A 13,158-nucleotide genomic window follows, 5' to 3' on the forward strand; every position below is an offset into this window, starting at 1 on the left:
GTCCGGGTTACCCGTCTTTTATGGTGCAAATCGGATACACGATGATGACAGAGCAGGCCGGCCCCCGGGACCTCGTCGACCATGTCGTACGGGCCGAGGAGACCGGCTTCGACTTCTCGGTGGCGTCTGACCACTACTTTCCGTGGCTGCGCACGCAAGGGCACTCCCCGTACGTGTGGAGTGTGCTCGGCGCCGCGGCCCAGGCCACGTCGCGCATTCCGTTGATGACATATGTGACCTGTCCGACCTTCCGCTATCACCCGGCGGTGGTGGCGCAGAAGGCGGCGACCATGCAACTGCTGTCCCAGGGCAGGTTCCGGCTGGGCCTCGGCTCGGGCGAGAACCTCAACGAGCATGTGGTGGGCGGCGGTTGGCCGTCCGTGGATGTGCGGCACGAGATGCTGGAGGAGGCACTCGACATCATCCGCGCCCTGTTCGAGGGGCGCCACGTCAATCGTCGCGGGACGCACTTCGACGTGGAATCGGCCAAGCTGTGGGATCTGCCGGACCAGCCGCCGCCGATCGGCGTCGCGGTCTCCGGTGAACGGTCCTGCGCGCTCGCGGGCCGCTACGCCGACCTCGTCATCGCGGTGGAGCCCAAACCGGAGCTGCTCACCGCCTTCGACCAGCATGGCGGAGAGGGCAAGCCCCGAGTGGGTCAGCTTCCGGTCTGTTACGACACCGACCGGGACGCGGCCGTGCGGCGCGCGCACGACCAGTTCCGCTGGTTCGGCGGCGGCTGGAAGGTCAACTCGGAACTTCCGCACCCCGATTCCTTCGCCGACGCGACTCAGTTCGTCACGCCCGACGACGTCGCCGAGTCGATTCCGTGCGGCGACGATCCGGACACCTTCGTGGAAGCCGTACGCCCCTTCACGGAGGCGGGCTTCACCGAGGTCGCGCTCGTGCAGATCGGCGGCGACAGCCAGCACGAGTTCCTCGACTGGTCGGCGAAGACGCTGCTGCCCGAGCTGCGCGGCGCTTTCGCTTGACGGACATCAGCGGGTGTCAACTCGGGTCGAAGCCAAGGGGGATGCCGACGGTTGACGGGTCAGCGTCATAATGCTGAGGTGATCATCCCCACCCCCGTACAGCGCGTCCCCGTCGTCATCGTCGGCGCGGGACCGGCCGGTCTCACCCTCGGCAACATCCTGCGCGCCGCGTCCGTCGACTGCGTGGTCCTGGAGACCGAGAGTCGGGAGTTCATCGAACAGCGGCCCCGGGCGGGGTTCATCGAGGAGTGGGCGGTACGGGCGCTGCGCCGGCATGGGCTGGCCGGCCGGCTCGTGGAGCGGGCGCAGCCGCACAGCGAGTGCGAGTTCCGGATCGACGGCGAGCGCCACCGCTTCCCGTACTCCGAACTGACCGGTGACCGTCACTTCGTCTATCCGCAGCCGCTGTTGGTGACCGACCTGGTGCGCGAGTACGCCGATGTGCGCGGCGGCGACATCCGGTTCGGGGCACGGGACGTGGCCCTGCACGGTATCGACGGCGACCACCCCTCGGTGCTGTACACGGATCCGGCGACCGGTGAGCGGCGGCGCATCGACTGCCAGACCATCGCGGGCTGCGACGGAGCGCGCGGAGTGACCCGCAGCTATGTGCCGCCGGAGCGCGGTTCCGTGGCCCGGTACGACTACGGAGTCGGCTGGCTGGCGCTGCTCGCCGAGGCTCCGCCGTCGTCCGACTGTGTCGTCTTCGGCGTCCACCCGCGCGGATTCGGCGCCCATATGGCCCGGAGTCCCGAGGTCACCCGCTACTACCTGGAGGTCCGGCCCGGCGAGGATCCGGAGAACTGGCCGCACGAACGGGTGTGGTCGGAGCTGCACGCCCGGCTGGCGGTGACGGGGGCACCACCGCTCACCGAGGGGCAGCTGATCGAGAAGCGGGTGCTCGACATGCACAGCTATGTCGTGGAGCCCATGACGTACGGGCGGCTGTTCCTGGCGGGCGACTCCGCCCACTTGGTGGCGCCGATCGCCGCGAAGGGCATGAACCTGGCGCTGAACGACGCTCTGCTGCTGGCGGACGCGCTCATCGCCTACTTCGCGACGGGCGACGGCAGCGGGCTGCGCGGGTATTCGGCGGCCTGTCTGCGGCGCGTGTGGGAGTACCAGGAATTCTCGCAGTGGTTCGCGGAGTTGCTGCACGGGCCGTCCTCCGGCGACCCCTTCCGGGCGGGGTCCGCGGGTGCGCGGCTGCGGAGGATTCTGGGCTCGCCCGCCGCGGCGGTCACCTTCGCGGACTCGTACATCGGCAAGGCGGCTGTGCGGTGAGCCACCACCGGCCTGAAACTTTCGCACAGGTGGGCGATCATTGGGGAGTTGAGGAAAAAGAGGCCTCCGGAACCACTTCCCGTTGAGCACTCAACGTCACACGCTCCGTACTTCCGGGAAAGGTGAGAGCCCGGTGCGCAGCGAGGGATGACGATGGTCAAGGTGCAAGACTTCACGGGCGAGTTGGTCGCCGGAAGATACCGCCTCCTCGAACTCGCCCACCGGGAAGTGGGCCGTGTCGGATGGCACGGTCACGACCTCGACCTCGCGCGACAGGTCACCGTGACCCGCTCGCGGCTCCCGGAACATCGGCGCGAGGATGCGGAGCTCGGCACCGTTGCCCGGATCCAGCGCGACTCCGAGCTGCTGGGGATGATCTGTCCCGGCCGGGTGCCCGCCGTGGTCGACGTGTTCGAGGAGAACGGCTTCGTGTGGACGGTCACCGAGCGCTCCCCCGGCGCCCCGCTGACCGAGCTCCTCGGGCGCGGTCCGGTGAACTACGTAGGGGCGGCCCGGGTCGGGCTCGGCCTCCTCGACGTCCTCGTCGCAGCCCATCGTGAGGGGGTGACGCACGGCGATCTCAGTCCCGGTCAGGTGTGCGCGGACGAGCGGGGCACGGTCACGGTCACCGGATTCGGACTGATGGGGGCCACCGCCTCGTCCCGCGTCACCGCGCCGTCGTACGCCTCCCCGGAGCAGGCTCGTGGCGAGGGCACCGGGCCGGCAGCGGACCTGTGGGCGCTGGGCGCGATCATGTATGCGATGGTCGAGGGACGGCCGGCCATCCGGGACCGGGGACGCCTCGACGCCACGCTCCGCGCGGTGGATCGGCTGCCCATCCGGGCTCCCTTGAGCGCGGGCCCGCTCGCACCGGCCATTCAGGGTCTGCTGCGCTGGGATCCCCTGGAACGGGTGCCCGAACCGGTCGTGCGTGAGGCGCTGACCCGCATCCTCAAGGAGGAGCTCGACGATGCCGCGCCGACCGCGCCCCTGACCCTCTTGCGGGACACCGGTGCCGCCCCCGGGAGCGCCGGGCGGACACATGGCGGACGGGCCGTCAGCCGGCCGGTCCTGCTGGGCGGGGCGCTCGCCGTCACGGTCCTCTGCTTCGCCGTGCTCACCCTGGCGGGCGGAATCCCCGGCGGTGACACGTCCGCATCGGGCTCAGCGCCCTCACCGACGGCCTCCGGCACGCTCCCCACCGCCGCCGGCACGCTCCCCCGGCCGACCGCCACCGTGTCGCCCACCCCCTCGCCGCCCATCACCATCGGCGAGGCGCCGGCCGGCTTCCACCGCTACCAGGCGCCCCAGGGCTTCTCCATCGACCTCCCCCAAGGCTGGAAACCTCTGCGAACGAAGGGCTCCACCGACGTGTCCTACCGGATCACGTTCGGCGCGAGCGGTGACCCGCGCACGCTGGCCGTCACCTACAGCACCCGGCTGGGCCCGGACCCCGTCGCGGTCTGGAGCGCGCTGGAACCGTCCCTGCGCGGCGAATCCTCCGGCTACCAGCGGGTGGGCGACATCCGTGCCGTGGACTATCGCGGCCTCAAGGGTGCCGACATGGAGTGGTTCTCCGTGTCCCAGGGAGTCCGTGAGCGCACGTTCGGCCGGGGCTTCCTGCTCAGCGACCACCGGGGTTTCTCGCTGAGATGGACGACGCCGGCCGACGACTGGAACGCCTCCGCCAACCGGCGGGCGCTGGATGTCTTCCTTCAGTCGTTCCAGCCCGGTTCACGGTGATCCCGCGTCAATGACCCTCCGGGGCAGGGAGGTCGGGTCTTCGCTGCGACAGCCACAGGGCGACCTCGTCGGCGATGGGCTGTCCGGTCTCCAACTCGATGAACCCGAACTGGCCTCCCTGATTGCCCTCCAGGAACCACCAGACGCCCTCCGCGTCCTCGGCGAAGTCGAAGGCGGCGTAGGCGAGTCCGGTGAAGGCGAGATAGTCGTGGACGGAGCGCGCGATCCGCTCGGGCACCGCGGTGATCTCCCAGGCGTGCCCGGTGTCACCGAACCGACCGTCGATCTGCCCGGGCACGGCGGTCTTGCGGGCGGCGAACAGGCGGGTGCCGATGCTGGTCAACCGGATGTCGGCGCGCTTGGGAATGTAACGCTGGAGCAGCGCGGGACCGGCCGCGACGCCCGAGAAGTCCGCGTCGGGCCCGATCAGCGTGGTCGGCAGGGCCACCGGCGGCTCGCCGGGCGGCGGCCCTGAGGCCGACTTCACCACCACCTCGCGGTACTCCTCGACGAACTGCTGGGCCACCCGCGGAGCGGTCGTGATGATGGTGGGCGGCACCGCGAAACCGCTGGTGTGGGCGATCCGCAGCTGCCAGGGCTTGTGCCGGGCCTGTTCGGCGCGGCGCGGATGGTTCATCCAGCGGGTCGAGGCGGAGTAGAGCATGCCGAACAGGGCCTGCCGGGTCTCGGCGGTGAGCCACGGCGAGGGCTCGGCCGCGTGGGCCGCCGGCTCGCCCGGCCGGCGCACCCACACCGATCGCAGTCCTCCCATGCTGAGTACATGGCCGTTGACCGACAGATAGCCGTCGAAGTCACCATGGGCGTAGTCGGCGGACAGGACTGCCTTGCCGGGCAGGTCGGCGGGGTCGAGGCGCACCATGGGCACGCCCCGTTGGTGCAGTTTGGCCACCACCATGTCGGCGGTGACGTCCTGCTCCGCCGTGAGAATGAGTACCGTCATGCGGGCGGCGGCCGTCAGTCGTCGAAGTGCGTCTGGGAGCCGGCGGTGGACGTCGTGGTTCCGGTGGCCATCAAGAGCGCGCGGTCGCTGACGGCCGGCCGGCCGTCGGGCAGCACGTTCAATTGCAGGGACACATCGAAGTGGTACGGAGGTACTGCGGCCGACTGCCCTGTGGGCAAGGCGTAGTTGAGGGTGAACGGTCGCACGAAAGATCCTCCCGCGGTCTCACGATGCTCGACGCCCACCCGTACGTGTCACGACCGTAAGGAATTCATCACTTTCCGCCACTTCGGGGTGAAGGTCATCACATCGCGTCGTTTCCGGCTTGCTCGTTTCCGTTTTACTTGGGTTTCCGCTTGGGTCCGGTCTACGCCTGTCTGCTTTGATTCCGCCCAGACCTTCGGCCAATGCTTCATCCTCCGTGACATCAACGCCGCACCATCCCAGGAGAGTTCCCGGTGACCGCAGCCATCGCACCGTCCGCAGATTCCCCCGCGCGCGAGGACGTACCCGACCCCGTCGCGCGGGACGCGCACGACTTCGGGGCCTATGCGCGGACGGGTGGCTGGGCCTTCGCGCTCAAGGTGGCGCGCAGTGTCCGTCCGGGCGGGCAGTCCTCGGCCGAGACACCGAAGGTGTCCGCGAAGGAGTTCGCCGAACTGGCCCGGTGCTCACCCGAACGCGTCATGCGCTACTACAAGGCGTGGGACAAGGCCGCCGACGACGGTCTCGTCCCGCACTTCGAAATCCTGGTCCCCGGCGAGGACATCGAGCTGCCGGACGCCGAGGTGTGGCTCACGTACTACGTCTCCCGCTCCAGCGCCGCCTCGGAGCGCGGCACCGCGATCGCCCAGGCGGCCGAGGCCGAGGGCATCCGCCCCACGAAGGCCCTCGAGGTCGCCGAGAACCCGACCGCGCTGCGGGCCGCCATCCTCGCCGACCCCTCCACAGCCCAGGCCGCACGGCACGCGCTCCTCGACCGGCTGAAGGAAGACCCGGCGCTGCAGGCCGAGTTGGCCCGGGACATCGCCCGTACCGACGAGCTGAAGAAGGCGGTCGCCACCGAGAGCAGGGCGGCCGACCGTATCGGGTACGTGCGCCAGATCGCGGAGAAGGGTCAGATCAGGACACCGGCCGGACAGACCCTGGACGCTCCGGCGGAACTCCGCGACGAGGCCGAGCGGCACCTGTCCCTGCTCGACGAGCTGGACGAGGGCGAGGACTCCGGTGAGTGGGCGACGGAGGCGTACGACACCATGAAGAGCCTCGTCGTCGAAACCGTGGAGGCCGACCCCGAACTGCGCGTCCAGGAACGCCGGACGAAGTTCTACAGCAGCCTGCAGAAGGCCACGAGGGTGTTCGAGGAGCTCACCCTCGACGACGCCGACGACATCTACGAGGACGACATGGTGCAGCGTCTGGAGGATCTCCAGCAGGCGATCGGCTCCTGCATCGCGGCGCTGCGCGGAGCGGCTCCCCGGCAGGGCTGAACTGAGCCCGGGGGACGATCAGGCGGACTCGGAGCGGTACACGGCCATCTGGTCGACCAGGGTCTGCGGGGTGTCCGGGCCGAAGCAGAGGGTGAGGTTCGCGGCGGACCCGGCCGCCGCGGACGCGGCGCGAGGGAAGAGTGCCTCCTCGTACGCGGTCAGGGCCTTTTCGACGTCGTCGGGGTGGGCCGCGAGGGCGGTCGCCAGTTCGGCGCCGTCGAGCATGGCGAGGTTCGCTCCCTCGCCCGCGAACGGGGACATCAGATGAGCCGCGTCACCGAGCAGCGTGACGCCGGGGACACGGTCCCAGCGGTGGTCGGCGGCCAGCGCGTGGATCGGCCGGGGAACGAGAGCGCCGTCCGCCTCGGCGATGAGCGAGCGCAGGCGCGCGTCCCAGCCGTCGAAGTACTCCAGGAGACGCCGCTTGGCCGCTTCGCGGTCGGCGAAGTCGATGGCGTCCGAGGTCACCCAGTCGGCGGGCGTCTTCAGGGCGACATACACGTGCAGTGAGCCGTCCGGATCGCGGTGGGCGAGGAGGCCCTTCTCCTCGCCGAGCGCGAACAGCATGCCCCCGCCGACGACGGCGGCGCTGTGCGGGTGACAGGCGTCGGCGTCGAGGAGGTGCGCCTCGACGAACGAGACGCCCGAGTAGCCCGGAGTGGCGTCCGAGACCAGGGGCCGCACCTTCGACCAGGCTCCGTCGGCGCCGATCAGCAGATCGGCGGTGAACGTCTCCCCGCCGTCGAGCGTCACCTCGTGCCGCCCGTCGTCGAGCTTGCGGGTCCCGGTGACCTTGGCTCCCCAGCGGACGGTGCCCTCGGGCAGCGAGCCGAGCAGGATGTCGCGCAGGGCGCCCCTGGGGACCTCGGGGCGCTCGCCGCCCTCGCCGTCGTCCTCCATCCGGACGATGGCGTCCTTGTCCAGGATGCGCATGGCCTCGCCGCCGGCGTGGATGATCGCGCGGAACTCCTGGTAGAGCCCGGCGGCCCGCAGCGCGGCCTGTCCGGAGTCCTCGTGCATGTCGAGCATGCCGCCCTGCGCGCGGGCCGCCGGTGAGGCGTCGAGGTCGAAGACGGCGGCGGCGATGCCGTTCAGGTGCAGTACGCGGGCGAGCGTGAGACCGCCGAGACCGGCGCCGATCACGGCGATGGAGTGGTGGTGTGGGGTCGACATGGCAGGGCTCCTTGGGCGTGGGCAGCCGTCGAGGATGGACGACGGCAGGGGCCCGTCACGGTGGAGTGGGCACCGCGTACGGACCGGTCACGCCGAGAGGGGGGCGCAACCACCCCTCCAAGCTAACGAACATGTTCGCCAGGAACAAGTACCTAACGAACACGTTCGTACGCCTTACCGAGATAGCCGTACCCGCGCCCCGCACCCGCGCCCAGGACCTCTCCTACCAGCGCCCCTCGACCTGCTCCTTGATCCGCCGCTCGTACAGCTCCTCGATGGCGTCCAGCGTCTTCTGAGGCAGTTCAGGCAGCTTCCCGGCCGCCGCGTTGGCACGGGCCTGCTCGGGTGAGCGGGCGCCCGGGATCACCGTGGTCACGCCGGGCTGCTGGATGATCCAGCGCAGCGCCAATTGGGCCGAGGTGCCGACCTCCGGGGCGAGGGCGGAGAACTCGGCCGCCGCCTCCACGCCCGTCGCGAAGTCGACGCCGGAGAAGGTCTCGCCCTGGTCGAAGGCGTCTCCGTGGCGGTTGTACGTCCGGTGGTCGTCCGCCGCGAAGACGGTGTCCTTGGTGTACTTGCCGGAGAGCAGACCGGAGGCCAGCGGGACGCGGGCGATGATGCCGACGCCCGCCTCCCGGGCCGCCGGGAGGACCTGACGCAGGGGCTTCATACGGAAGGGGTTGAGGATGATCTGGACGCTCGCCACGTTCGGGCGGGCGATCGCCGTCAGTGCCTCCGCGCATGTCTCGACGCTCACCCCGTACGCGGCGATCCGCTCCTCCTCGACCAGGGTGTCGAGGGCGTCGTACACCTCGTCGGAGGAGTAGACGGGCGTCGGCGGGCAGTGCAGTTGCACCAGGTCGAGGCGGTCGACGCCGAGGTTGCGCCGGGAACGGTCGTTCCAGGCACGGAAGTTGTCCAGGACGTAGTTCTCCGGGATCTGCTCGAGGCGGCGGCCCATCTTCGTCGCGACCAGCACATGCAGGTCCGGCCTGCCGCGCAGAAACGTGGCGATCATCTCCTCGCTCCGCCCGTCGCCGTACACGTCGGCCGTGTCGAAGAAGGTCACCCCCGACTCGGCCGCCGTCTCCAGCACCGCCAAGGCGTCCCGTTCGCTCACCTCACCCCAGTCGGCACCCAACTGCCACGTGCCGAGACCGATGACCGAAGCATGCTGACCCGACCTGTCGAATACGCGCTCGTCCATGCCGCCAGTCTGACACTCCCCCGCCCGCACACAGGACGCCACCCACCCCGCGCGTCTGTGCGTTCGCGAAGAACCCTCTGTGAGGGTTTGTCACCCGTACGAGTGAAGCGCTTCGACGGATAACTGATTCGTGTCAACTAACGCCTAGCGTGCGGCACATGACCCACCATTTAAGAAGTGAAGGGCACCCCGCCTGGTCACGTCGAGGATTCCTGCTCAGCGCCGCCGCGCTCGTCGCCGGGCCGCCGCTCGCGGTGCCGGGCCGTGCCGCGGCGGCCGATCTGCCCGGGTTCCCCGACGGCGTCGACGTCTACCGGTCGGCGTATCGCAACTGGGTCGGCCAGATCACCGCGGACGCACTGTGGGCCTGTGCGCCCCGCGACGCGGACCAGGTCGTCCAGGTCGTCAACTGGGCCCGGCAGCAGGGCTGGACGGTCCGCGCGCGAGGCCGCTCGCACGGCTGGTCGCCGCTGACGGTCCCCACGGGGACCACGGCCGATGCCCGCGTTCTGCTGGTCGACACCTCCACCCGGCTGACCGGTCTGTCCCTGGAGTCGACCGAGCCCGCCGCCGTACGAGCCGGTGCCGGCGTGACGCTGGAAGCGCTGCTCGGCTTCCTGGAGGAGCACGGCCTCGGCCTCACCGCGACGCCCGCGCCGGGCGACCTGACCCTCGGCGGCGCCCTGGCCATCGACGCCCACGGCACCGCCGTACCGGCCGACGACGAGAGCCGGCCGGCCGGGCACACGTACGGCTCGCTCAGCAATCTCGTGCTGTCGCTGACGGCCGTGGTCTGGGACCCCGCCGCCGACGCCTATGCGCTGCGCACGTACGACCGTGACGACGCGGACGGCGCGGCGCTCCTGGCCCATCTGGGCCGCGCCCTGATCACCGAGGTCGTGCTGCGCGTCGGGGTCAACACCAATCTGCGCTGTGTCAGCCGTGTCGACATCCCCGCCGCCGAACTCTTCGCCAAGCCGGGCAGTGAGGGACGTACCTTCGCGAGCTTCCTCGACGAGTCGGGGCGTGCGGAGGCGATCTGGTTCGCGTTCACGGAGTTCCCCTGGCTGAAGGTGTGGAGCGTCGTCCCCACCCGGCCGCTCACCTCGCGCCGCGTGACGTCGCCGTACAACTATCCCTTCTCGGACAACATCCCCACGGTGGTGGCCGATCTCGCCGGGCGGATGGTGTCCCAAGCGGCCTGGTACCTGGCTCCGGTCCTGGGGACCGCGCAGCTCACCGCGGCCACCCTGGGGCTGACGGCCACGCTGTCGGCGGACATCTGGGGGCCGTCCAAGAACACGCTGCTCTACATCAAACCCACCACGCTCCGGGTAACCGCCAACGGCTACGCCGTGCTCACCTCACGGGCTCAGGCACAGCGCGTCGTCTGGGAGTTCACCACCTTCTACCGGGAGCGGCTGACCGCGTACGCGGCCCAGGGGCGGTTCCCCGTCAACGGCCAGGTCGAGATCCGTGTGACCGGTCTCGACGACCCGTCCGACGTGGAGTCGCCCGGCGCCCGCGCCCCGCTGCTGTCCGCGCTGCGCCCCCGGGCCGATCACCCCGAGTGGGACACGGCCGTCTGGCTGGACGTGCTCACCCTGCCCGGTACACCCGACGCGCCGGAGTTCTACCGCGAGTTGGAGCGCTTCCTTCTCACGACGTACGACGGTGAACACGCCCTGACGCGTGTCGAATGGTCCAAGGGCTGGGCCTACACGGACGAGGCGGCATGGTCCGATCCGCAGGTTCTGGGCGCCGCCGTACCCGCTTCGTTCGACGACGGTGAAGGAGCGGACTGGGACGCGACGGCCGCCGTACTGGACCGGCTCGACCCGCACCGGGTGTTCGACAACGCCTTCCTCAAGCGGCTGTTCCCGTGACTCCGGGCGGCGTCCGAAGGGGGCGTCGCGCGGTCACCACACAGCAGGTCTCCCACCACTCCCGCCTCAGAAGAAGCTGAGAAGTTCCTGTGTCAGGCTGCGAGCCGCCGGGCGGCGGACGATCAACGCACCCGCCTCCCGCGCCCGCCCTCCACAACCCAGCGTCTCCGGGAGACGAGCCTGATGAGCCTCACAGTTGTCAACGGTCTGCCCGCGCACGTCCTGTTCGTGCACTTCGTCATCGTGCTGGTGCCGCTCAGCGCAGTGGCGCTCGTCGCCGGCGCGATCTGGCCACGCGTCGCACGGCGGCTGGGCATCCTGCTGCCCGTGCTGGCCCTGGTGACGCTGGCGAGCGTGCCACTGGCCACGCATGCGGGCGAGTGGCTGGAAGCGCACGTCGACAGTTCCTCCCTGGTCCGCAAGCACGCCGAACTCGGTGACGGTCTCCTGCCGTGGGCCCTTGGCCTCTTCGTGCTGTCGGCGGCGGTCTGGTGGACGGCCCGGAGCGCGGCCGGCGTTCAGGACGGCACCCGTGGCACGACGGCACGCTGGACGTCCGCGCCGATCCGGATCGCCGCCGTCGTCCTTTCCCTGGCGGTGGCGACGGGCGCCGTCGTGGACGTCTACCGCATAGGTGACTCGGGCGCCAAGGCCGCCTGGCACGACGGTTTCTCGAAGACCGGGCAGAGCCAAGGTCACTGACCGGACTCCGGTTCCGCCGGGGGCTTTCTCGCCCCGGCCGGTCAACGGACAAGGCCTCCTTCCCCGACAACCGCATGCCCCAGCCGAGGTTCTGCACTGGCAGAGCCTCGGCTTTTCGTCGTCACCGGGAGATCTCCAACCGTTCAACTCCTTGTGAACCCAGCCCAATTTAAGGGCTCCTTTGCTTCATCTCTTGACGACTCTGGTGCAGACCTTTAAGTTCCCGATCACCACGCCTCCATGAATGCGCTCGTTGTTCATGGACGTGAACACTCCCCCACCATCAGCCTCCAATGAAGGGCTGTGATCCCCCTTGATGGCCAGACAATCCCTTGCGCGCACCACCGCGCTGCGCGGCACCCTCACCACCGCTGTGCTCGCGCTCTCGGCCACTGCGCTGAGCGTGGCGCCCGCCTCCGCCGCCACGGGCTCGATCACCGGTCTCGCGGGCAAGTGCCTCGACGTTGCCGGGGCGAACTCCGCGAACGGCACGGCCGTACAGCTCTACGACTGCAACGGCACCGCCGCCCAACAGTGGACGGTAGGCTCCGACGGGACGATCCGGGCCCTCGGCAAGTGTCTTGACGTCACCGGCAATTCGACCGCGGACGGCGCCAAGCTCCAGCTGTGGGACTGCTCGGGCGGCGCGAACCAGAAGTGGACGGTCACCTCGGCCCGCGACATCGTCAATCCGCAGGCCAACAAGTGCGTCGACGCCACGGGCAACACCTCGGCGAACGGCACCCCGATCCAGATCTGGAGCTGCACGGGCGCCGCCAATCAGAAGTGGACCGCGCCCGCCGCCGACGGGGGAACGACGCCCCCGTCCACGTCCGCGCCGATGGCCGTCGCGCCGTACCTCTACAACGGCTGGGGCAACCCGCCCAGCCCCACGACTGTCATGAACGCGACCGGCGTCAAGTGGTTCACGCTGGCCTTCGTCCTCAGCAACGGGTACTGCAACCCGCAGTGGGACGGCGGCCGCGCGCTGACGGGCGGTGTCGACCAGCAGACCGTCAACACGGTGCGGGCGGGCGGCGGCGACATCATCCCCTCGTTCGGCGGGTACAGCGGCAACAAGCTGGAGAGCTCCTGCTCCAGCGCCGGTGAGCTGGCTGCCGCGTACCAGAAGGTCATCAACGCCTACGGGCTCAAGGCGATCGACATCGACATCGAGGCCGACGCGTACAGCAACACGACGGTCCAGCAGCGCACGGTGGACGCGCTCAAGACCGTCAAGGCCAACAACCCGGGCATCAAGGTGTACGTCACCATCGGCACCGGGCAGTCCGGCCCCGACACCGGCCTCATCAACCGCGCCGCGGCGTCCGGGCTGACCGTGGACGCCTGGACGATCATGCCGTTCGACTTCGGTGGTGCGGGCCAGAACATGGGCACGCTCACCCAGCGAGCCGCGGAGGGCCTCAAGACCGCGCTGAAGAACGCGTACGGCTACACCGACGACCAGGCCTACCGGGACATGGGCATCTCCTCCATGAACGGCATCACCGACGTCAACGAGACCGTCACCACCGCCGACTTCCAGACCATCCTCAGCTACGCGCAGCAGCACCACCTGGCGCGGCTGACGTTCTGGTCGGTCAACCGTGATCGTCCCTGCTCCGGCAGCTACCCGAACAACGACACCTGCTCGGGCGTGGCGCAGAACGCCTGGCAGTTCACCAGCATCTTCGCCAAGTACACCGGCTGACGGACGCGC

11 protein-coding genes are annotated in these 13,158 nt (G+C 69.8%); 7 read left to right on the top strand and 4 right to left on the bottom strand.

Going from position 1 to position 13,158, the window contains the following annotated elements; genetic code table 11:
• The first annotated feature begins 20 nt into the window (after window positions 1-20).
• The 3 genes from AB0D27_RS29155 to AB0D27_RS29165 all read left to right on the top strand — a co-directional run bounded on the left by AB0D27_RS29155 (window position 21) and on the right by AB0D27_RS29165 (window position 4,019).
• Window positions 21-992 (top strand): LLM class F420-dependent oxidoreductase, encoded by a 972-nt coding sequence (locus AB0D27_RS29155; protein WP_362514848.1) that lies wholly within the window; start codon window positions 21-23, stop codon window positions 990-992.
• Between the two features lie 84 nt (window positions 993-1,076).
• Complete coding sequence (locus tag AB0D27_RS29160) at window positions 1,077-2,276, top strand: 4-hydroxybenzoate 3-monooxygenase (protein WP_362514904.1); 1,200 nt, start codon at window positions 1,077-1,079, stop codon at window positions 2,274-2,276.
• Between the two features lie 153 nt (window positions 2,277-2,429).
• Window positions 2,430-4,019, top strand: coding sequence for a serine/threonine protein kinase (locus tag AB0D27_RS29165; protein WP_362514851.1), 1,590 nt, complete (start codon window positions 2,430-2,432; stop codon window positions 4,017-4,019).
• Between the two features lie 7 nt (window positions 4,020-4,026).
• Here AB0D27_RS29165 and tgmB read toward each other — a convergent pair whose 3' ends face one another.
• Complete coding sequence (gene tgmB / locus AB0D27_RS29170) at window positions 4,027-4,980, bottom strand: ATP-grasp ribosomal peptide maturase (protein WP_362514853.1); 954 nt, start codon at window positions 4,978-4,980, stop codon at window positions 4,027-4,029.
• 14 nt (window positions 4,981-4,994) lie between these two features.
• The gene (tgmA, locus tag AB0D27_RS29175; RefSeq protein ID WP_028804150.1) at window positions 4,995-5,186 is read right to left on the bottom strand and encodes a putative ATP-grasp-modified RiPP; all 192 of its coding nucleotides are present in this window, start codon (window positions 5,184-5,186) and stop codon (window positions 4,995-4,997) included.
• A 252-nt stretch (window positions 5,187-5,438) separates the two neighbouring features.
• Between tgmA and AB0D27_RS29180 the strand changes: the two genes are divergently transcribed.
• A complete protein-coding gene (locus AB0D27_RS29180; RefSeq protein ID WP_362514856.1) occupies window positions 5,439-6,470 on the top strand; it encodes a hypothetical protein in 1,032 nt (343 codons plus the stop codon).
• Between the two features lie 18 nt (window positions 6,471-6,488).
• Here AB0D27_RS29180 and AB0D27_RS29185 read toward each other — a convergent pair whose 3' ends face one another.
• Together AB0D27_RS29185 and AB0D27_RS29190 are read right to left on the bottom strand one after the other, a co-directional pair.
• Window positions 6,489-7,643: an NAD(P)/FAD-dependent oxidoreductase gene (locus AB0D27_RS29185; RefSeq protein WP_362514859.1), complete on the bottom strand. Its 1,155-nt coding sequence runs from the start codon at window positions 7,641-7,643 to the stop codon at window positions 6,489-6,491.
• Between the two features lie 223 nt (window positions 7,644-7,866).
• Window positions 7,867-8,850: an aldo/keto reductase gene (locus AB0D27_RS29190; protein WP_362514861.1), complete on the bottom strand. Its 984-nt coding sequence runs from the start codon at window positions 8,848-8,850 to the stop codon at window positions 7,867-7,869.
• A 158-nt stretch (window positions 8,851-9,008) separates the two neighbouring features.
• Between AB0D27_RS29190 and AB0D27_RS29195 the strand changes: the two genes are divergently transcribed.
• The 3 genes from AB0D27_RS29195 to AB0D27_RS29205 all read left to right on the top strand — a co-directional run bounded on the left by AB0D27_RS29195 (window position 9,009) and on the right by AB0D27_RS29205 (window position 13,149).
• The gene (locus tag AB0D27_RS29195) at window positions 9,009-10,736 is read left to right on the top strand and encodes a cholesterol oxidase substrate-binding domain-containing protein (RefSeq protein WP_362514864.1); all 1,728 of its coding nucleotides are present in this window, start codon (window positions 9,009-9,011) and stop codon (window positions 10,734-10,736) included.
• Window positions 10,737-10,919: 183 nt separating this feature from the next.
• Complete coding sequence (locus tag AB0D27_RS29200; protein ID WP_362514866.1) at window positions 10,920-11,438, top strand: DUF2231 domain-containing protein; 519 nt, start codon at window positions 10,920-10,922, stop codon at window positions 11,436-11,438.
• A gap of 316 nt (window positions 11,439-11,754) precedes the next feature.
• Window positions 11,755-13,149 carry a ricin-type beta-trefoil lectin domain protein gene (locus tag AB0D27_RS29205; protein WP_362514869.1) on the top strand — a complete coding sequence of 465 codons (1,395 nt, stop codon included), beginning with the start codon at window positions 11,755-11,757 and terminating at the stop codon, window positions 13,147-13,149.
• Window positions 13,150-13,158: the final 9 nt, after the last annotated feature.

It is taken from the genome of Streptomyces sp. NPDC048415 (assembly GCF_040651675.1).
GTDB lineage: Bacteria > Actinomycetota > Actinomycetes > Streptomycetales > Streptomycetaceae > Streptomyces.